The sequence below is a fragment of the Microbacterium sp. AC215 genome, assembly GCF_979258645.1.
In genome coordinates this window covers 1982186-2002995 of the sequence record NZ_OZ409869.1, presented here as the reverse complement: position 1 = coordinate 2002995, position 20810 = coordinate 1982186, and the positions used below count along the sequence as shown (strand labels likewise).

Here is a 20810-nt window from a genome sequence, read left to right as displayed (position 1 = left end):
GGAGATGTCAACCCCGTCGCCAAGAGTCGTCGAACGCCGCTGAATGGGATGACACGACCGACGAACAGTGAGGAGCATCACATGGTGCAGATCATCGAGACCATCGACGTACACGTTCCCATCGACGTGGCGTACAACCAGTGGACGCAGTTCGAGAGCTTCCCGCAGTTCCTCGATGAGGTGGAGTCGATCGTCCAGCTGGACGACACCCACACCCGCTGGAAGGTGAACGTCGGCGGCGCGACGCGCGAGTTCGACGCGGAGATCACCGAGCAGCACCCCGACGAGCGAGTCGCGTGGAACAGCATCGGCGGTGAGACCGAGCATGCGGGCGTCGTGACGTTCCACAAGCTCGAAGACCTCACGACCCGCGTGACCGTGCAGATCGACTGGGAGCCCGAGGGGCTTCTCGAGAAGGTCGGCTCGCTCGTGGGCGCGGGCTCGCACGCGGTGAAGAAGGATCTCCAGAACTTCAAGGAGTTCATGGAGAAGCGCGGCACCGAGACCGGTGCGTGGCGCGGCGACGTCGACGCCTGATCGACCCCTGAGCTGAGGTCCGAGCGGTGGTGCCCCCATCACCGCTCGGACCTCTTTCGCTGCCCGGAGGACGGCACGCCCGGCGTCGACTAGGGAACTCACGAACGGAAGATAGGGCATCCTCCCGATGTCGTCGGGGTGACTCAGAGCGGATTCTGAGGACATCGCACACCGAGGAGATGTCATGTTCGAGCACCCGTATCTCGCCTACAGATCGACCGAGTTCGACCAGGAGCAGCTCGCTCGCGCGGCAGAACGCCGTCGCGTCATCGAGGAGCGCAGCGATCAGCTGGTCCGCAGACAGCCCGGCCCGGTCCGGCGTCTGGCCGGCCGGCTGCTGCACACGACCGACGCATCGCGCGACGCGGCGACGGATGCTGCACGGCAGCCCGAGCGCCGCGCATCCGCGGGCCGCGAACCGGCACCCGCCCGGTGATCGTCGCTCCGCTGCGGGCAGACGGCAGCGCGACGCCGGATGTCGGAGGGGAGTGGCACGATGAATTCATGCCCCCGTCCGCTCCCAGCGCCGCGATGGTCGGCCGAGAGACCGAGCTCGCGACCATCCGCGAGCTGTTCCGGCGAGCGGTCGACGGGGTCCCGGTGGCCGCGCTCATCGAGGGCGAGGCGGGCATCGGCAAGTCGCGACTGCTGCGCGAGTTCAGCGCCGAGGTGGCGAACCGCGCAGACGTGCATGTCGGCTGGTGCCTCGATCTCGGGACGTCGCGCACGCCCTTCGGGCCGCTCGCCGGCATCCTCCGGTCGATCGTCGCGAGCATGGGCGCCGACCGGGTGCGGGAGGAGATCGGCGTCGGCGTCGAGGCGCTGGGCATGCTGCTGCCCGAGCTCAACCCCACCGAGCGATCGCAGACCAGCCCTGACCGCCTGCGCGATGCGATCGCGGCGCTCATCGAGGCGGCCGCCGAACACGCGCCGCAGGTGCTCGTCGTCGAAGACCTGCACTGGGCTGACGAGTCGACCCTGGCGCTGCTCTCCTTCCTGCTGCGCACCCTCGGGCACGGCCGCATCCTCCTGATCCTGACCTGCCGCTCCGACGACGTGCGACGCGGCGATGCCGTTAGCCGCTTCATCGGCGAGTCCACCCGCGCGCGTCTGCTCGAGAGGGTCGCGATCGATCGGCTCGACACCTCGGCTGTCCGTGCGCTCGTCGAATCGCTCACCGGGCAGCCCGTGACAGACGCGGCGCTCGATCGCATCCACGATCGAGCCGAGGGCGTGCCCTTCTTCGTCGAAGAGCTCGCCGGGTGCTCGACCGGTCCCCTGCCCGGCAGTCTGCGCGACCTGCTGCTCGCCCGATTCGACCGTCTCAGCGATGACGCCCGGCGGGTGGTGCAGGTCGTCTCGGGAGCCGAGCGTCCGCTGACCCACCCGCTCGTCACCCGCCTCGCGGGTCTGCCCGAAGCCCGCCTCGACGAGGCGATCCGCGAGGCGACGCTCAGCGGCATCCTCGTCGTGGTCGACGACGACTACCGGTTCCGGCATGCGCTGCTGCGCGAAGCCGTGCACGACGATCTGCTCCCGGGCGAGAGAGCGCGGCTGCATCGGGCGTATGCCGAGGCGCTCGAGGAGAACTGCTCAGGGGCCGAAACCGCCGACTCCGCGGCGCTCGCCTATCACTGGCAGCTCGCGCAAGACGACCGGCGAGCGCTCGCCGCGGCCGTCACCGCGATGGCCGACGCCAAGTCGCGGTTCGCCTTCGCGAGCGCTGCCCGCTTCGGCGAGCTCGCCCTCGACCTGTGGATCCAGGTGCCGGATGCCGAGGCCGTCGTGGGTGTGGCGCGCCTCGAGGTGCTGCGCACTCTCGGTTCCGTGCTGCGCAACGCGGGAGACGGAGAACGGGCGCTCGCCGTGGTCGACCTCGCGCTCGCCGAGGTCGATCCGACGACGGTCGACCCCCGCATGCACGCCCGGCTGCTGCGCGACAAGGCGTACTACACGATGAACCTCGGCCGCGCCGGCGCGGTCCCCCTGCTGCAGCAGGCGCTCGAGATCCTCGAGGCGGGCGTCGACGACGACCGGCTGCGCGCCTCGGTGCTGAACCAGCTCGCCAGTCGCTACATGATCTCGGGGCGACTCGACGAGGCGATCGCGTTGGCCGCGGAGGCGGGCGAGCGGGCCGCGCGCGCCGGGTCGGACGACGAGGCATCGATCGCCGCGAACGTCCGGGGCGGAGCCCGCGCGCACCTCGGCGACCTCGACGCGGGGCACCGCGAGTACGCGCTCGCCCTGCAGCTCGCCAAAGGCACGAACGCCGAGATGAGATACCGGGTCAACTATTCGGATCTGCTCGGCCTGCTGGGGCGCTATCGCGATGCCGTCAGGGTCGCCGAAGAGGGGCTCGCGCCCGCGCGCGCTTTCGGCGTCGAGCGCACCACGGGCGCGCTGATGACGCAGAACATGGCCGTGCCACTGCTCGAGATGGGCGAGATCGAACGGGTCGAGGGGATGCTGGCGCGCGAGCTCGCTCAGCGGACTCTGCGCATCTCGCACATGTACTCCACGATGACGCGCGTGCGGGTGCTCTCGTGGCGAGGCAGGCACGAGGAGGCGGCCGAGATCCTGCGCGAGTGGCACCCCGCATTCGAGGAGACCGGTCGGGTCGAACGTCAGATCTGGTACGACGAGGTCATGATGCGCGTGGCCGTCGCCGAGGGGCGGGGCGACCTCGCGGGTGCTCTCGGTGAGGTCAGGGCGATGCTCGCCGATCAGGGGCCGGTGTCCCTGCATCAGCGTCGACTGCTGCTCGAGGCGGCATGGTTCATCGCCGAGCTGCGGGCATCCGGCGTCGAGGTCGAGGCGGCGGTCGTAGACGTGCGCGACGCGTGGCGCGCCCAACCTCCGCAGCTGCGAGGCGACAGGTGGGAGACGATCCTCGAGGCATTCCTCTTCCCGTCCGTCGCAGCCCTGCGCCAGGCGGTCGAGCACGCAGACGACCGCGATGTGCCCGTGACGTTCGCGGTGACCACGCGTCTGGCTCTCGCTCGCGCACTCGTCGACGCAGGAGACCGAGGGGAGGCGAGCGCCGTGCTCTCGGCCGCGATGCGCCAGGCGGAGCGCCTCGGCCACGTTCCCCTGGGGCGGATCGTCGGTGGTTTCCAAGCGGCGGCTGGCCTCGCCGCAGCATCCGGCACCGCACCCGGCACTGCGGCATCCGGCACCGCCGGCGTCGAACCGGATGCCGACCCGCTCACCGCCCGCGAGCGGCAGGTGCTCGAGCTGATCGCCGAGGGTCTGAGCAACCGCCAGATCGGGGAGCGGCTCTTCATCAGCGTCAAGACGGTGAGCGTCCACGTGTCGGCCGTGCTGCGCAAACTCGGGGTGAGCACCCGCACCGAGGCGGCTGTTCTTCAGAAGAATCCGAACTTCCGGGACACCGGTCAGCCTGCCGTGGTACGTTGAGCAGGCGCGTATGTCGGACGTTCCGTCACGGCGCGGGCCGCGCAAGCGGCCGTTTGAAAACAGAAAGTAGAAAACACATGGCCACTGGCACTGTGAAATGGTTCAACGCGGAAAAGGGCTTCGGCTTCATCGCTCCCGATGACGGCACGGACGACCTCTTCGCCCACTACTCGGCAATCACCGGCTCCGGTTTCAAGGAGCTTCGTGAGAACCAGAAGGTCGAATTCGACGCTGAGCGTGGCCCCAAGGGCATGCAGGCTGCGAACATCCGCGCTCTCTGAGCGCGCATAGGCTTCCTGAAGCCGGTCGGATCCTCACGGATCCGGCCGGCTTTCTGCATGTCCGGGTGTTTTCTGCCCGTGCCCGTGCCCCCCGCATCGGGCGGTGCGGTGCGATGTCGACCCCGCGCGAGAGGCGAGGATGACGCCCGGGCCAGGGACCCAAGATGAGGCTTGCCTAACTTTCTGTTAGATTAGGCCAGGCTTACCAAAGCCTTGGCGCCCCTCCGCGCCACACCCCCTCATCCCAACCCGAAGGGAACGCCTGTGCGCACCTCTCGTCTCATCGCCGCCGGTGTCGCCGCGGCTCTGGCCGTCGGCCTCACGGCCTGCGCGACGTCGTCGACCGACTCGAACTCCGACTCCGCCGGCGGCAACCCCGCCGATGACGGTGCCTTTCCCGTCACGATCGAGCACGTGTTCGGCGAGACCACGATCGAGGAGAAGCCCGAGCGCGTCGCGACGATCGCGTGGGCGAACCACGAGGTTCCCCTCGCTCTCGGCATCGTCCCGGTCGGCATGAGCAAGGCCACGTGGGGCGACGACGACGACAACGGCATCCTCCCCTGGGTCGAGGACAAGCTCGACGAGCTCGGCGGCGAAGAGCCCGTGCTGTTCGACGAGTCCGACGGCATCGACTACGAGGCCGTCGCCGACACGCAGCCCGACGTCATCCTCGCGGCGTACTCGGGTCTGACGCAGGAGGAGTACGACCAGCTCTCGAAGATCGCACCGGTCGTCGCCTACCCCGAGGTCGCCTGGGGCACCCCGGTCGACGACATGATCGAGATGAACTCGAAGGCGCTCGGCCTCGAGGAGGAGGGCGACGCCCTCATCGAAGAGCTGCACGCCGACGCCGAGGCCGCCCTCGAGGAGAACAGCGCCCTCAAGGACAAGAAGGTGCTGTTCGCGTACGTCGACCCGAGCGACCTGAGCCAGGTCGGCTACTACACCGCGATCGACACGCGCCCCGGCTACCTGCACGACGACCTGGGTCTTCCGCTTCCGTCGATCGTCGAGGAGAACGCAGACAGCAAGGAGTTCTACCTGTCGGTGAGCTCCGAAGAGGCTGACACCTTCGACGACGTCGATGTCTTCGTGACCTACGGCGACGACTCGCTCATCGCCACCATGCAGGCCGACCCGCTGCTGTCGAAGATCCCCGCGATCGCCGCCGGCAACATCGTGATCCTGCCCGACTCCACCCCCATCGCGGCGTCGGCGAACCCGTCGCCGCTGTCGATCCAGTGGGGCCTGTCCGACTACCTCGGCCTGCTGGCAGCACCGCTCGCCGCGAAGTGACCGTCGGCGTCACCTTCGCACACTGAATTCCCGTGACCGCTGTCACCGTTCCCCTGCCGGGCGTCGCAGATCTGCGACGCCCGGCATGGGCGCGCACGCTCTGGCTGCTCGTCGGCCTGGGAGTGCTGTTCGTGCTCTGCATCCTGTCGATCTGCTTCGGCGTGCGCTCCGTGAGCATCGACGACATCTTCGCCGCCCTCGCCGGGCAGGATGACACCCTCGCCCAGGCGGCGATCATCAAGCGCCTTCCGCGCACGGTGCTCGCGATCCTCGTCGGTGCAGCGCTCGCACTCTCCGGCGCGACGATGCAGGCGGTCACCCGCAACCCGATCGCCGACCCCGGCATCCTCGGCGTCTCGAACGGCGCTTCGCTCGCCGTCGTCTTCGGCCTCGCCTTCCTCGGTCTCACCGACGCTTACAGCCAAATGGCGCTCGCGATCATCGGCGCCGCCCTGGCCGCGGCGTTCGTCTACACCGTCGGTTCGCTCGGACGCGGCGGTGCCACGCCCCTCAAGCTCGCGCTCGCCGGTGCCGCCACCTCGGCCGCCTTCGCCTCGCTCATCAGCGCCGTCATGCTGCCGCGCGTCGACCTGCTGCAGGCGTTCCAGTCGTGGCAGATCGGGGGAGTGGGCGGTGCCGAGTGGCCGCGCATCGCGATCACCGCCCCGGTGCTCGCGCTCGGCGCACTGATCTGCTTCGCCAGCGCCCGGGGCATGAACTCCCTCGCTCTCGGCGACGACATGGCGAAGGGACTCGGCGAGCACGTCTTCCGCACGCGCCTCATGTCGGCGGTCGGCGCCGTGATCCTCGCCGGAGCAGCCACAGCGATCGCCGGGCCCATCGGATTCGTCGGTCTCGTGATCCCGCATGTCTGCCGGATGCTGATCGGCACCGACCACCGCTGGCTGCTGCCGTTCTCGGCCATGGCCGGCGCCGCCCTGCTGCTTGCGAGCGACATCGTCGGCCGTGTCATCGCGCCGACCTCGGAGGAGATCCAGGTCGGCATCATCACCGCCATCATCGGCGCCCCGTTCTTCATCTGGATCGTCCGTCGTCAGAAGGTGCGTGAACTGTGAGCACCATCGACCGGGCTGCCGCCCACACTCCCGCAGCATCCGACCGCACCCGCGACGAGGTCGCCGCGCTCGTCGCGGGCCGCCGTTCGCGCCACCGCCGCCACGCCACGGCCACGATCGTGCTCGGTGCGCTGCTGCTCGTGCTGTTCGCCGTGGCGCTCATGATCGGCAACACGTTCTATCCGCTCGACGAGGTGATCCGCGTGATCCTCGGCGAGACCGTGCCGGGGGCGTCGTTCACCGTCGGCGAGCTGCGCCTGCCCCGCGCGGTGCTCGCGATCCTCGCGGGTTTCGCGTTCGGCATCGCCGGCGTCTCGTTCCAGACGCTGCTGCGCAACCCGCTCGCCTCGCCCGACATCATCGGCATCTCGAACGGCGCCGGCGCCGCAGCGGTGTTCGGCATCATCGTGCTGTCGCTCAACGGGCCGATCGTCTCGCTGCTCGCGCTCGGCGGTGCGATCGTCACGGCAGGAGTCATCTACCTGCTGTCGATCAAGAACGGCTTCGCGGGCACTCGACTGATCCTGATCGGCATCGGTGTCGCGGCGATGCTGCAGAGCATCGTCTCGTACATGCTGTCGAGGGCGGCGAACTGGGACATCCAGACCGCGATGCAGTGGCTCACCGGAAGCCTGAACAACGCCTCGTGGGAACGCGTGATGCCGCTCGCGATCGCCGCCGTCATCATCGTGCCGCTGCTGCTCCTGCAGGGCAGGGCGCTCGGGGCGATGCAGCTCGGCGACGATTCGGCATCCGGTCTCGGGGTGCGGGTCAACACGACTCGTCTGCTCTTCATCCTCGGCGCCGTCGCCCTGCTGGCGTTCGCCACCGCCGCGACCGGCCCCATCGCTTTCGTGGCGTTCATGGCGGGTCCGATCGCGGCCCGCATCACGGGGCCCGGAGCGAACCTGCTCGTCCCCAGCGCATTCATCGGCGCTGTGCTCGTGCTCGGAGGCGACCTGATCGGTCAGTTCGCCTTCGGCGAGCGTTACCCGGTCGGCGTGATCACCGGCGTGCTCGGCGCTCCGTACCTCATCTACCTGCTCATCCGCACGAACCGCTCGGGAGGCTCCCTGTGACCGAGGCGCACACTCTGACGGCGGAGTCCGTCACTCTCGCCTATGGCGACCGGACGATCATCGACGGCCTCGACCTCGCGATCGCGCCGGGCAAGATCACCACGATCGTCGGCGCGAACGGATGCGGCAAGTCGACCCTGCTGCGTTCGCTCGCGCGTCTGCTCTCGCCGACGGCGGGTCAGGTCGTGCTCGACGGCAAGTCGGTGCACGCGCGCCCCACCAAGGAGGTCGCGCGCATCCTCGGCCTGCTGCCACAGTCGCCCGTCGCTCCCGAGGGCATCGCCGTCGCGGATCTCGTCGGCCGCGGTCGGCATCCGCATCAGAAGATGCTGGCTCGCTGGAGCGCTCACGACTACGAGGTCGTCGCGGATGCTCTGGCCGCCACCGGCACCACCGAGCTCGCCGACCGCAGCGTCGACGAGCTCTCGGGCGGCCAGCGTCAGCGCGTGTGGATCGCCATGGCGCTCGCGCAGGAGACCGACATCCTGCTGCTCGACGAGCCGACCACGTTCCTCGACGTCGCTCACCAGGTCGAGGTCCTCGATCTGCTCACCGACCTGAGCGTCTCGCGCGGCACCACGATCGTGATGGTGCTGCATGACCTCAACCTCGCCGCGAGGTATTCCGACGAGCTCGTCGCGATGAAGGAGGGCAGGGTGCACGCCACCGGCGCTCCGCAGGATGTCGTGACCGCCCAGCTCGTCGAAGAGGTCTTCGACCTCGCGAACCAGATCACCATCGACCCGGTCTCCGGGAAGCCGATGGTCACCCCGATCGGAAGGCATCATGTCCGCTGAGACCACGACCGAACGCCCCACCTACGTGCTCGCCCGCGCCGAGGTGCGCGGGGTCGAACGGGTGTCGCCGAACTTCGTGCGGATCACGTTCGGCGGCGACGACCTTCTCGAGTTCGGCACGCCGGGTGACGTCTTCGACTCCCGGATCAAGATCGTGTTCCCGCCGGCATCCGGCATCCTCCCCGATCTCGATCGTGAGACCGACGACTGGTGGGGTTCCTTCCTCGCCGTCCCCGAGGAGGACCGCGGATCCATGCGCACCTACTCGGTGCGTGACCTGCGGGCGACGGGTGCGGGCACCGAGATCGATGTCGATTTCGTGCTGCACCTGGCGCCCGGACTCACGGGCCCGGCGTCGCGCTGGGCTGATGCGGCGGCGGTCGGCAAGGAGCTCTTCATCGTCGGACCACGTCGAGGCGTCGCCGCGGCCGCACACGGCGGCGCCGAGTACGAGCCGGGCACCGCGACGTCGGTCGTCCTCGCCGGTGACGAGACGGCGGCTCCCGCGATCGCGCGCATCCTCGAAGACGCCCCGAGCGACCTTCGAGGCTGCGCCTTCATCGAGGTGCCGTCCCCGGCCGACGTCCTGCGCATCGACGCGCCTGCCGGGGTCGAGGTGCACTGGCTGCCTCGCGATGCGGGTGAGCCCCACGGTGTGCGGCTGATTCCCGCCGTGCTCGAGTACCTCGGAGATGCGGATGCTGCCGACGAGATCGACGTGAAGGACATCGACACGGAGGCCCTGCTCTGGGAGACCCCCGACTACTCGGGTCTCGGCGAGGAGATCGCGGAGGCGGATGCTCCCGCGGAGCGCTACTTCTGGATCGCCGGCGAAAGCGGCGTCGTCACGACACTGCGCCGCCACCTGGTCAAGGATCTCGGCATCGACCGCTCGCAGGTCGCCTTCATGGGCTATTGGCGACGCGGTGTCGCCATGCGCGGCTGACGCCAGGCGCTTCGGGGGGCCGCTCTCGTTCGCGTTCGCGTTGGCGCTCGCGTTCGCGTTGGCGCTTTCGCATCGCAGGAGATCTCACGTAACGAAGGCGCGGATCCGGCATCCGATCCTTCGCCGAGCGAGATCTCCTTCACGGGATGCGGTCGGCTGAGACGGGATGCGGTCGGCTGAGACGGGGTGCGGTCGGCTGTCACGAAGAAGTGTCGAAGCGCTGGCGCCAGCGGATGCCGCGCCGTAGCATCCCAGTGGAATCGTTCGACGCCGAGGAGGCCACCCGATGACGCAGCACACCCTCGAGCTCCCGGACGTCGACCTCGTCTACGACGTGCATGGGCCACTCCCGACGAAGGATGGCCGCCCTCCGTTGATGATGATCGGCCAGCCGATGGATGCGAGCGGCTTCCAGGCGCAGGTGAAGCTGTTCGGCGATCGCACCGTCGTGACCTACGATCCACGAGGGTTGGGCCGCAGCGTGCGCAAGGACGGCGGAGTCACGAACGAGCCCGATGTCCAGGCCGAGGATGTCCACGCGATCATCGAGGCGCTCGGTGCAGGCCCTGTCGACATGTTCGCGAGCAGCGGTGGAGCCGTGAGCGCACTCGCTCTGGTCACCGCGCACCCTCAGGACGTGGTGACTCTGGTCGCCCACGAGCCGCCGATCGACAGCGTGCTGCCTGATGCCGAAGCGGTGCATCGAGCGCGAATCGCCTATACCCGGGCATATCAGGAGCGAGGATGGGGTGCCGGAATGGCGGCGTTCGTCGCGATGACGTCGTGGGAGGGAGAGGTCACCGAGGAGTTCCTCGCCCAGCCGGCCCCCGACCCCGCGGCATTCGGGATGCCGACGGAGGACGACGGCTCGCGGGATGATCCACTGCTGTCCGAACTCTCGTGGGCGGTGCCGCTCTACGAGCCGGATCTCGAAGCGCTGAAGGCATCCCCGACTCGGATCGTCGTCGCTGTCGGGGAGGAGTCGCTGAAGGGCTACACCGGCCGCACCGCGCTCGCCCTGGCCGAGAAGCTCGGACAGCAGGCGACGGTCTTCCCCAGTCACCACGGCGGCTTCATGGGTGGCGAGTTCGGCTATGCCGGGCAGCCCGAGGCCTTCGCCGCCACGCTCCGCGAGGTGCTCGACCGGCCGTAGGCGGCGAGCGAGACCTCGTCGACGCGTCCTGTCGTCAGCCATCGCACGCACCGAAGGAGATCTCGCGCTGCGAAGGGCCTCACGCGGCCTTCGGCCCTTCGCTGCGGGAGATCACCTTCGCAGCGCGCGCACTAGCGGGAGCGGGAGCACGAGCGGGAGCGGGAGCGGGAGCGGGGGCGGCAGCGGGAGCGGGAGCGGAGCGAATGCCGCCTACGCGGTCGCGCGCACCACGAGCTCGGTGTCGAGGACGACCGAGCGGGGGGATGCCCCGGCGATGACCTCGAGCAGCACGGCGACCATCTTCGCGCTGATCTGATCCCACGGCTGGCGCATGGTCGTGATGGGCGGCTCATGGGTGGCGGCGAGGCCTGAGTCGTCGAAGCCGGCGATCGCGATGTCCTCGGGCACGCGGCGCCCTGCGCGGCGGGCGGCGGCGATGGCTCCGGCCGCCATCCGGTCGGATGCCGCGAACACCGCGTCGACGTCGTGCTCGAGCATCCGCGTCATGGCGGCGAGCCCTGACTCGTACGAGTAGTCGCCGCGCTCGACCAGCGATTCGTCGTAGAGGTCGCCGAGCTCTTCGCGGAAGCCGACCAGGCGATAGCGACCACCGGGGGTGTCGTCGGGGCCGGCGATCATGCCGATGCGGCGGTGTCCCTGCGTCACGAGGTGCGCGGCCATGGTGCGGGCGGAGGCGATCTCGTCGACGGAGATCGTCGAGAGCTCGCGTTCGTGCCCGAGCGGCACGCCGCAGCACACAGTCGGGATGCCGACCTCGATCAGCTGATCGAGCAGCGGGTCGGACTCGTGCGACGAGATCAGCATGACGCCGTCGACGTGTCCCGCGCTGAGGAACTGGGCGACGCTCTCGCGCTCGGCGGGGGTTCCGGCGACGAGCAGCACGAGGGTCATGGCCCGCTGGGCGAGCGCTTCGGCGGCCCCGCGCAGCAGCAGCGCGAAGGTCGGATCGTCGAACAGCAGCTGCTGCGGCTCGGTCAGGAGGAAGGCGAGCGATCCGGCGCGGCCGGTGGCGAGGCTGCGGGCATGGTGGTTGGCGGTGTAGCCGGTAGCGAGGATCGCCTCTTCGACGGCCTGCCTGGCGTCGGGGGACACCCAGTGCCCGCCGTTGATCACTCGCGAGACCGTGCTGCGGGACACCCCCGCCTGCGCCGCGATCTGGCGGATCGTCGGCTTGCGCTTCGCGCTGACATCACTCATCGCCTGTGACTCTACCCACAGCATCCCGTCCAGCGGTAGTCCAACCTGGGACCGGTCTCAGTTCGGTAACGGCGGTTGTGGTCGACGCCGAACCTGGGGTAGAACTGAGACCGGTCCCAGTCATGTCCCCGTGACAACCTGAGACCGGTCCCAGTCGAATGAGCGACAGCACGTCGGGACCCGCACCACGACCACACCGACCCGATGGAGTGCCGATGACCTCGCCCCACGCCTGGCCCGACCTGCGCGGAATCGCCTACGGCGGCGACTACAACCCCGAGCAGTGGTCGCCCGATACGTGGCGCGAAGACGTCATCCTGATGCGCGAGGCCGGGGTGAACCTGGTCAGTGTCGGCATCTTCTCGTGGGCGCTCATCGAGGTCTCCGAGGGCGAGTTCGACTTCGCCTGGCTCGACGAGCTGCTCGACCTCCTGCACGAGAACGACATCAGGGTCGACCTCGGCACACCGACGGCCTCGCCACCCGCCTGGTTCTTCGCGAGCAACCCCGACGCGCACGTCATCGACCGCGAGGGCCGCACGATGGGCTTCGGCTCGCGCGGCATGGCCTCGCACTCGTCGCCGGCCTACCGCGAGGCGATCGTGCGGATCTCGGATGCTCTCGCGGCGCGTTACGCACAGCATCCTTCCGTCGTGCTGTGGCACGTGCACAACGAGTACGGCGTTCCCGTCGGCGAGGACTATTCGCCGAACGCGGTCGCCGCCTTCCGGCTCTGGCTCCAGGAGAAGTACGGCTCGCTCGACGCACTGAACAGCGCGTGGGGCACCGCCTTCTGGGGCCAGCACTACTCGGCATGGGAGCACGTCGGCGCCCCGGCCATCGCCCCGAGCGTCGTGAACCCCGCCCAGCGCCTGGACTTCGCGCGCTTCACCGATCACCAGCTGCGCGCGTGCTTCATCGCCGAGCGCGACGCGATCCGCGCGCACGCCGACCAGCCGATCACGACCAACTTCATGGCGAACCAGAGCTGGACCACGGACCTCTGGGCGTGGGGCCGCGAGGTCGACATCGTCTCGGACGACCACTACCTGTGGGCCGCCGATGAAGACGCTCACATCGGCCTGGCGATCGCCGCCGACCTCAGCCGCTCGGTGGGCGGCGGCAAGCCGTGGATCCTCATGGAGCACTCGACCTCGGCCGTGAACTGGCAGCCGCGCAACATCGCGAAGCGCCGGGGAGAGATGAAGCGCAACTCGCTCACGCACCTCGGTCGCGGGGCCGACGGCATCCTGTTCTTCCAGTGGCGCGCCGGGCGCTCCGGTGCGGAGAAGTTCCACTCGGCGATGCTGCCGCACGCCGGCACCGAGTCGCGGGTATTCCGCGAGGTCGTCGATCTGGGTGCAGCACTCGGCCGCCTCGACGAGGTGCAGGGCAGCGTCGTGAAGGCCGACGTCGCGATCCTCTGGGACTTCGAATCGTTCTGGGCGCAGGACCTCGAGTGGCGCCCGTCCGAAGACGTCACGCACGCCGCCCAGGTGCGCCGCTTCTACGAGCAGCTCTGGCGTGACGGCATCACGGTCGACTTCGCCCTGCCCGGCCAGGACCTCTCGGGCTACCGCCTGGTCGTCGCTCCGGCGCAGTACCTGCTGAGCACGGCGGATGCCGCCAACCTCACCGCCTACGTCAACGACGGCGGCACCCTGCTCGTGTCGTTCTTCTCGGCGATCGTCGACGAGAACGACGCCGTGCACGCCGGTGGCTTCGTCGCGCCGTTGCGCGAGGCGCTCGGCCTCACGGTCGAGGAGTTCCTGCCGCTGCGCGAGGGCGAGAGCCACGGCCTCGACTGGGTCGACCACGAGGGCATCGTCGCGGACGTCTGGCAGGAGGACATCGCGCTCGAAGGCGCCGAGGTCGTCGCGAACTTCTCGGGCGGACCCGGCGAGGGCGAGCCGGCGATCACCCGCAACGCGCATGGCGCGGGGACCGGCTGGTACGTCGGCACCCGTCTGGATGCCGCGGGCATGCGCGCCCTTCTCCACGAGGTCTACGCGGATGCCGACATCACCCCGTCGGGTGTCGCCGACGGCCTCGAGGTCATCACGCGTCACGGCGCCGACGCGGTCTACCGGATCGCCGTGAACCACCGTGACGACGACGTCGAGCTCGATGCCTCGGGCATCGAGCTCCTCAGCGGCGCCGAGGTCTCGGGCGCCCTGACCATCGCGGCGGGCGGCGTCGCCGTCATCCGCACCTCCCACTGACCGCACGAACCGCACGAACCGCTTCACCCCGCACCACCCGCTTCACCCAGCACCACCCACTCACCGGTCGCGATGACGCGCAGCGCATCGTCGGCCACGACAGATAGGAAAACGCATGCGCAACCACATCGGAGTCGGCGCACTCGCTCTGGCCGCGGCCGTGGTCCTCGCGGGCTGCTCCGCCGGCGCACCCGAAGGCGGCGACGACGCCGCATCCGGCGACGGCGCGGAACTCGTCATCTGGACGGACGCCGAGCGCGAAGCCGCGATCACCGCCGCCGCAGAGGCGTTCGAGGAGGAGACCGGCGCGAAGGTCACCCTCGTGCAGAAGAACTTCGAGGACCTCCGCAACGACTTCATCGCACAGGTCCCGACCGGAGAGGGCCCCGACATCACGGTCGGCGCCCACGACTGGCTCGGCGCGCTCGTCGCGGCCGGTGTCGTCGACACGATCGACCTGGGCGACAAGGCGTCGGAGTTCGAGCAGGTCGCGCTGGACGCCATGACGTACGACGGTCAGCTGTATGCGATGCCGTACTCGCTCGAGACCATCGCCCTCGTGCAGAACGTCGACCTGGTCGGCGCGGAGGCTCCCGCCAGCTGGGACGACATGATCGCCAAGGGCGTCGCCGCCGGCACCGAGCGCCCGTTCGTCATCAACACGGGTGGCGAGACCGGCGACGGATACACGATGTACGGACTGCAGACCTCGTTCGGCGCCCCCGTCTTCGTGCAGGACGACACCGGCTCGTACACGAGCGAGGTCGGCATGGGCGGCGCGCCCGGCGAGGCGTTCGCCACGTGGCTCGGAGCCAACGGGTCGAACGGCACCGGCTACATCTCGACCACGGTCGACTACGACATCAACAACGAGCTGTTCGCGTCGGGCAAGGCCCCGTACACGATCCAGGGCCCGTGGGCCATCAGCGCGTTCGAGGGCGTCAACGTCGCCGTGAACCCGATCCCGTCTGCGGGCGGCGAGACCGCTGCGCCGTTCGTCGGCGTGCAGGGCTTCTACCTCTCCAGCAAGAGCAAGAACGCGCTGCTCGCGCAGGAGTTCCTCGTGAACTACCTCGGCACCGAAGACGCGCAGCGCGCGCTGTACGAGGCCGACCCGCGCATCCCGGCGTGGACCACGCTCGCCGAAGAGGTGTCGTCCGACCCGATCACGGCCGGATTCGTGGCCTCGGCGCAGACCGGCGTCCCGATGCCGTCGATCCCCGAGATGGGCTCCGTCTGGGACCTGTGGAACGCCGCGCAGGCGCAGATCATCAACGGCGCCGACCCGGTGTCGACGTGGAACACCATGGTCGCCGACCTCGAGACGACCCTCGCCGGCTGACCCCGCCGGACAGGGAGGGGCCCGAACCCCTCCCCGTCCTGCGATCCTCAGACAGGACGCACACATGACGATCCAGGCACCGCCCGCCGAGGCGCCCACTCCCGTGGTGAAGCCCTCGCGCGAGTCCCATGCCCGCCGCTTCCGCGGCCTCGGCTGGGGCTTCCTCATCAAGCTCGCGCTCATGGCGCTGGTCAACGCCTTCGGCATCATGACGGCCATCTCGGCCTGGAGCGCCGAGTCGTGGATCGTGCTCGGCGTCGTCGTGCTGCTGGTGATCATCGCCGACTGGGTGTACTTCACCCGCAGGGCGCTGCCGCTGAAGTACCTGCTGCCCGGGCTGATCTTCCTGCTCGTCTTCCAGATCTTCATCTTCGGCTACACGGCCTACATCGCCTTCACGAACTACGGCACCGGTCACGTCGGCACCCAGGAGCAGGCGGTCGAGGCCGCACTGATCCAGGGCGAGCGCCGCATCGAGGGCTCGTCCGACTACCCGCTGTCGATCGTGCAGCGCGGCGCGGAGCTCGGCTTCGCGATCGTCGATGACGACGGCGACGTGCAGGTCGGCTCGGCCACCGAGCCGCTGACCACCGCATCCGGTGCCGAGATCGGCGCGACCGGCGCCCCCAGCGAGGTGCCCGGGTGGGAGGTCGTCCCGAGGGCGACCGTGCTGACCGATCCGGCACTCGGCGCGACCATCAAGGACCTCAGGGTGCCCGTGTCGGACGACCCGAACGACGGCTCCATCCGCACACGGGAGGGCTCGACCGGCTCGGTGTACGAACCGACGCTGGTGTGGGATGCCGAGGCGCAGACCATCACGGACACGCAGTCGGGCACGGTCTACACCGCCACAGAACTCGGCGCGTTCGTGGCCGAGGACGGCACGGCGCTGCCGACGGGCTGGTCGGTCAACGTCGGCTTCGCCAACTTCCTGAAGCTCTTCACCGATGCGAATCTCGCGGGCACTCTGCTGAGCGTGACCGTCTGGACCTTCGCGTTCGCGATCCTGTCGGTCGTCCTCAGCTTCGCCGTGGGGCTCGGCCTCGCGATCGTCTACAACGACCCGCGGGTCAAGGGTCGCCGGTTCCTGCGAGCGCTGTTCATCCTGCCCTACGCGTTCCCCGCGTTCATGGCCGCGTTGCTGTTCCGCGGCATGTTCAACGCCGAGTTCGGCGTCATCAACGACCTGTTCTTCTTCGGGTCGCAGATCAACTGGCTCGGCGACCCGTGGCTGACCCGTGCGGCGGTGATCTTCGTCAACGTCTGGCTGAGCTACCCGTACTGGTTCCTCGTCTGCACCGGAGCCCTGCAGTCGCTCCCCGGCGAGACGCTCGAGGCCGCCGAGATCGACGGGGCCAACAAGCTGCAGCGCTTCCGCGCCATCGTGCTGCCGCTGCTGCTCGTCTCGACTGCTCCGCTGCTGATCGCCTCGTTCGCGGTGGCGTTCAACAACTTCACCGTGATCTACACCTTCAACAACGGCGGGCCGGCGATCGCCGGAGCGCCCTACGCACTGGGTTCGACCGACATCCTCGTCTCGGCCATCTACGACGTCTCAGGCGTCTCGGGTGGTGCGGCCGACTACGGCCTCGCGAGTGCGCTGTCGATCATCGCCTTCATCGTGGTCGGTCTCATCTCAGCGCTGAGCTTCCGACAGACCCGCAAGCTCGAGGAGTACCAGTGATGAGTGAGACCAGAGTCATCGTGACCGGTTCATCGAAGGATGCCGAGGCCGCGCGCGCGGGTGTACGTCGGCGTCGCTGGTGGGGCGAGGTCGGCTGGAAGTACATCCTCGCCGCCGGCGTGCTGTTCTTCGCCGCGTTCCCGCTCGTCTACGTCCTCTCGGCCTCGCTCAACCCGAACGGCAGCCTTGCGGCATCCAGTGCGCTGTTCAGCGCGTTCGACCCGGCGAACTACATCGCTCTGGGTGAATCCCGCTACTGGGTCTGGTTCGGCAACACCCTGCTGATCGGCGGTGTCACCGCAGTCGGCTCGGTGCTCATGGGCGCCTGCGGCGCGTACGCGTTCTCCCGGTTCCGGTTCAGCGGACGACGCGCCAGCCTCACCACCCTGCTCGTGCTGCAGATGTTCCCGCAGGCGCTCGCGTTCATCGCGATCTTCCTGATGCTGCAGACGATCGGCGACGTCGTGCCGGCGCTCGGCATCAACTCGAAGATCGCCCTGATCTGCGTGTACCTCGGTGGCGCGCTCGGCGCGAACACCTTCCTGATGTACGGGTTCTTCAACACGATCCCCGTCGAGATCGACGAGTCGGCGAAGATCGACGGGGCCAGCCACGCGCAGATCTTCTGGCGGCTCATCATGCCGCTGGTCGTGCCGATCCTCGCGGTCGTCGCCCTGCTCGCGTTCCTCGCGGCGTTCGGCGACTTCATCCTGTCGAAGATCATCCTCACGTCCGAGGACAACTGGACCCTCGCCGTCGGCATGTACCAGTGGGTCTCGAACCAGCTGACCTCACGCTGGGGGCTCTTCGCCGCCGGCGTCGTGGTCGCCGCCGTGCCCGTGCTCGCGCTGTTCTTCTCGCTGCAGAAGTACATCGTGGGCGGGCTCACCCAGGGATCCGTCAAGGGCTGATCCGCACCTCCATCGCTCGAAAGGCCGTCATGCACCGTCGCACGCGTTCCCTTCTCTCCACCGCCCTGGCCACGGTCACCGCCGTCGCCCTGATCGGCGTCGCGCTGCCGGCGTCGGCCGCCTCGCCGGCGGCATCCGCTCTCGCTCCTGCGGCTGTCTCGGTCGACGGGCCGGTGGATGCCACCATCACCGTCCCCCGGGTCGAGAACCTGCCGGACGACTTCATCGGCGGCGTCGACGTCTCGTCGGTGCTGTCGCTCGAGGAGTCGGGCGTGGTGTTCCGCGACGCCCAGGGCGCGCCGGGCGACCTGTTCGAGATCCTCGCGGACGCCGGGGTCACCGACGTGCGCGTGCGCGTCTGGAACGACCCGTTCGACGCGAACGGCAACGGCTACGGCGGGGGCGATGTCGACGTCGATCGGGCGATCGAGATCTCGCAGCGAGCGACGGATGCCGGCCTCGGCGTGCTCGTCGACTTCCACTACTCCGACTTCTGGGCCGACCCCGCGAAGCAGCAGGCGCCCAAGGCGTGGGAGGGGATGACCGCCGACCAGGTGGCGACCGAGGTGGGTGCCTTCACGCGCGATGCGGTGCGTCGCCTGGTCGATGCGGGTGTCGACCTCCGCATGGTGCAGGTCGGCAATGAGACGAACGGCGGAGTCGCCGGAGTGCGCGGCTGGGATGACATGGCGAAAGTGTTCTCGGCCGGTTCCGCCGCCGTGCGGGCCGAGGCGCCGGACACGCTCGTCGCCCTGCACTTCACCAACCCCGAGCGCGCCGGGTTCTACGCCGACGTCGCCGCGCAGCTCGATCGCCGCGACGTCGACTACGACGTGTTCGCGTCGTCGTACTACCCGTTCTGGCACGGGACTCCCGAGAACCTCACGGCCGTGCTCTCGCACGTCGCCGAGACCTACGGCAAGAAGGTCATGGTCGCCGAGACCTCGTGGGCGTTCACGCTCGACGACGGAGACGGTCACGGCAACGTCGTCGACCTGGCGTCCGAGGCGACGCAGTACCCGGTGAGCGTGCAGGGTCAGGCCGATGCCGTGCGCGCGGTCGTGCAGGCCGTCGCCGACGTGGGTGAGGCGGGACTCGGCGTCTACTACTGGGAGCCCGCATGGCTGCCGGTGGGTCCGCCCGCACAGCTCGAGCAGAACAGAACGCTGTGGGAGCGCGACGGATCGGGCTGGGCGTCGAGCTTCGCCGGCGAGTACGAGCCCGAGGACGCGGGGCACTGGTTCGGCGGATCCGCGTGGGACAACCAGGCGCTGTTCGGCTTCGACGGCACGGCATCCGATGCGCTGAACATCTTCTCGTACGTGCGCACCGGCGCCCAGGCCCCGCGGGCCGTCGAGTCGGTGCAGGCGGTCGCGCTGCAGGTGACCGAGGGCGATGCCGTCGAGCTGCCCGACGAGGTCACGGTGCTCTACAACGACGGGTCGTCGGAGCAGCAGCCCGTCACCTGGTCGTCGGCGGCCGGATTCATCGAGGGCGCCGGCGAGTACGTGATCTCGGGCGCGACGGATGCCGGCATAGCGGCGTCGGCCACCGTCACCGTCTCGGCGCGCAACTACCTGCGCAACCCCGGATTCGAGGACGCGGACACGAGCATGTGGAGCGTCACCGGATCGGGACTCACGCTGCGCGCGTGGGACGACCCTCGGAGCGGCACGCACTCGGCGCACTTCTATGCGGGTGCCGGATACTCGTTCGACCTCTCGCAGACGGTCTCCGGACTGCCCGCGGGGTCGTATGTCGCACGGGCATCGCTGCAGGGCGACGGGGAGGGTGCCGACGGGCGTGCGTCGCTGTCGCTGTCGTCTGCGTCGGTCGCCGGCGCCGCTGCGGCGTTCGGCTTCGACGGCTGGCGCGTGTGGTCGACGCCGACGACCGAAGCGCTGCAGGTGGGCGCTGACGGCACGGCTGTCGTGCGGGTCTCCGCGGCGCTTCCGGCGGGGGCGTGGGGGACGATCGACGATCTCGAACTCGTGCGCGCACCGGTGCCCGGTGCCGACACCTCGCAGCTGCGAGAGCGGCGCGATGCGGCCGCGGCTCTCGACCTCGATGCCTATGTCGCGTCGTCGACGGTCGCGCTGCCCGGAGCGATCGCTCGCGCCGACATCGTGCTGGCTGCCGCGAGTCCGAGGGCGTCAGCGGTCACGGGGGCCTTGGACACACTGGCTGCCGCAGTGGACGCGCTCCTGCTTCAGGATGCGGCGACCACCGCGCCCGCTCGCGGAGTGCTGTCGCACGACAACGGTCACGATACGGGGCTGCTCGACGGCGACTTCACGCTCACCATGAACCTGTGGTGGGGGCAGAACGCCACGAAGCTGCGGGTGTTCGAGAACGGTGTGCTGGTCAAGACCGTGCCGCTCACCTTCGGGGGAACCTCCGCGCAGAGCGCGCAGATCGCCGTGACCGGCAAGACGAATGGCTCGTACGTCTACAGTGGCGAGCTGGTCAATTCGCGCGGTGTGACGGCGGTGAAGCCCGTGACGGTGACGGTGAAGGATGCCGCGCCCGGCACGCCCGTGCTCTCGGCCGACAACTGGGACGGCGACGGCTCATACACTCTCACCGCCGACATGTGGTGGGGCACCAATGCGACCTCGTATCGCCTGTATGAGGACGGCATGCTGATCTCCGAGGGCGACATGGTCGCGAACAGCCCCGCCGCGCAACGGGTGACGGTGCCGGTCGCTGATCGCGCGGTGGGGAAGCACACCTACCGCGTCGAGTTCGTGAACGCGGCCGGGAGCACCCAGAGCAAGACGCTCACGGTGGCGGTCAAGCGCTGACGTCAACGCGTCCGAGAGCCCGACATCCTGAGGCGGATGCC

Annotated in this window: 16 protein-coding genes; 15 read left to right on the top strand and 1 reads right to left on the bottom strand. The window is 69.2% G+C overall.

All coding sequences use genetic code 11. The features are described from left to right. Window positions 1-81 precede the first annotated feature (81 nt). From ACZZZF_RS09745 to ACZZZF_RS09700, 10 genes are all read left to right on the top strand, one after another. Window positions 82-537 (top strand): SRPBCC family protein, encoded by a 456-nt coding sequence (locus ACZZZF_RS09745; protein WP_053098523.1) that lies wholly within the window; start codon window positions 82-84, stop codon window positions 535-537. 184 nt (window positions 538-721) lie between these two features. Next, window positions 722-973, top strand: coding sequence for a hypothetical protein (locus tag ACZZZF_RS09740; protein WP_053098524.1), 252 nt, complete (start codon window positions 722-724; stop codon window positions 971-973). Window positions 974-1041: 68 nt separating this feature from the next. Next, entirely contained in the window at window positions 1042-3954 is a 2913-nt protein-coding gene (locus tag ACZZZF_RS09735; protein ID WP_463498129.1) for a helix-turn-helix transcriptional regulator, read from the top strand. 77 nt (window positions 3955-4031) lie between these two features. Next, window positions 4032-4235, top strand: coding sequence for a cold-shock protein (locus tag ACZZZF_RS09730; protein WP_042538190.1), 204 nt, complete (start codon window positions 4032-4034; stop codon window positions 4233-4235). A 264-nt stretch (window positions 4236-4499) separates the two neighbouring features. Continuing rightward, window positions 4500-5534, top strand: coding sequence for an iron-siderophore ABC transporter substrate-binding protein (locus ACZZZF_RS09725; RefSeq protein ID WP_053098526.1), 1035 nt, complete (start codon window positions 4500-4502; stop codon window positions 5532-5534). 32 nt (window positions 5535-5566) lie between these two features. Beyond that, window positions 5567-6610, top strand: a complete 1044-nt coding sequence (locus tag ACZZZF_RS09720) for a FecCD family ABC transporter permease (protein WP_072590572.1) — start codon at window positions 5567-5569, stop codon at window positions 6608-6610. Further along, window positions 6607-7689, top strand: coding sequence for a FecCD family ABC transporter permease (locus ACZZZF_RS09715; protein WP_463498127.1), 1083 nt, complete (start codon window positions 6607-6609; stop codon window positions 7687-7689). The genes ACZZZF_RS09720 and ACZZZF_RS09715 overlap by 4 nt, the downstream gene beginning before the upstream one ends. Next, window positions 7686-8486 (top strand): ABC transporter ATP-binding protein, encoded by an 801-nt coding sequence (locus ACZZZF_RS09710; protein WP_053098527.1) that lies wholly within the window; start codon window positions 7686-7688, stop codon window positions 8484-8486. The genes ACZZZF_RS09715 and ACZZZF_RS09710 overlap by 4 nt, the downstream gene beginning before the upstream one ends. After that, window positions 8476-9432 carry a siderophore-interacting protein gene (locus ACZZZF_RS09705; protein ID WP_463498125.1) on the top strand — a complete coding sequence of 319 codons (957 nt, stop codon included), beginning with the start codon at window positions 8476-8478 and terminating at the stop codon, window positions 9430-9432. Before ACZZZF_RS09710 ends, ACZZZF_RS09705 begins: the two co-directional genes overlap by 11 nt. 286 nt (window positions 9433-9718) lie before the next feature. Continuing rightward, on the top strand, window positions 9719-10585 hold the full coding sequence (locus ACZZZF_RS09700) for an alpha/beta fold hydrolase (RefSeq protein WP_463498123.1): 867 nt from the start codon (window positions 9719-9721) through the stop codon (window positions 10583-10585). Window positions 10586-10795: 210 nt separating this feature from the next. On the opposite strand, the gene ACZZZF_RS09695 is transcribed toward ACZZZF_RS09700, so the two are convergent. Further along, on the bottom strand, window positions 10796-11803 hold the full coding sequence (locus tag ACZZZF_RS09695) for a LacI family DNA-binding transcriptional regulator (RefSeq protein WP_463498121.1): 1008 nt from the start codon (window positions 11801-11803) through the stop codon (window positions 10796-10798). A 215-nt stretch (window positions 11804-12018) separates the two neighbouring features. On the opposite strand from ACZZZF_RS09695, the gene ACZZZF_RS09690 reads away from it, so the two are divergent. The 5 genes from ACZZZF_RS09690 to ACZZZF_RS09670 all read left to right on the top strand — a co-directional run bounded on the left by ACZZZF_RS09690 (window position 12019) and on the right by ACZZZF_RS09670 (window position 20769). Then, window positions 12019-14025: a beta-galactosidase gene (locus ACZZZF_RS09690; protein WP_463498119.1), complete on the top strand. Its 2007-nt coding sequence runs from the start codon at window positions 12019-12021 to the stop codon at window positions 14023-14025. Between the two features lie 115 nt (window positions 14026-14140). Continuing rightward, entirely contained in the window at window positions 14141-15367 is a 1227-nt protein-coding gene (locus ACZZZF_RS09685) for a sugar ABC transporter substrate-binding protein (protein WP_463498117.1), read from the top strand. Window positions 15368-15431: 64 nt separating this feature from the next. Then, window positions 15432-17054, top strand: coding sequence for an ABC transporter permease subunit (locus tag ACZZZF_RS09680; protein ID WP_072590577.1), 1623 nt, complete (start codon window positions 15432-15434; stop codon window positions 17052-17054). Beyond that, complete coding sequence (locus ACZZZF_RS09675) at window positions 17054-17965, top strand: sugar ABC transporter permease (protein WP_463498115.1); 912 nt, start codon at window positions 17054-17056, stop codon at window positions 17963-17965. The genes ACZZZF_RS09680 and ACZZZF_RS09675 overlap by 1 nt, the downstream gene beginning before the upstream one ends. Before the next feature lie 29 nt (window positions 17966-17994). After that, on the top strand, window positions 17995-20769 hold the full coding sequence (locus ACZZZF_RS09670; protein WP_463498113.1) for a glycosyl hydrolase 53 family protein: 2775 nt from the start codon (window positions 17995-17997) through the stop codon (window positions 20767-20769). Window positions 20770-20810 lie beyond the last annotated feature (41 nt).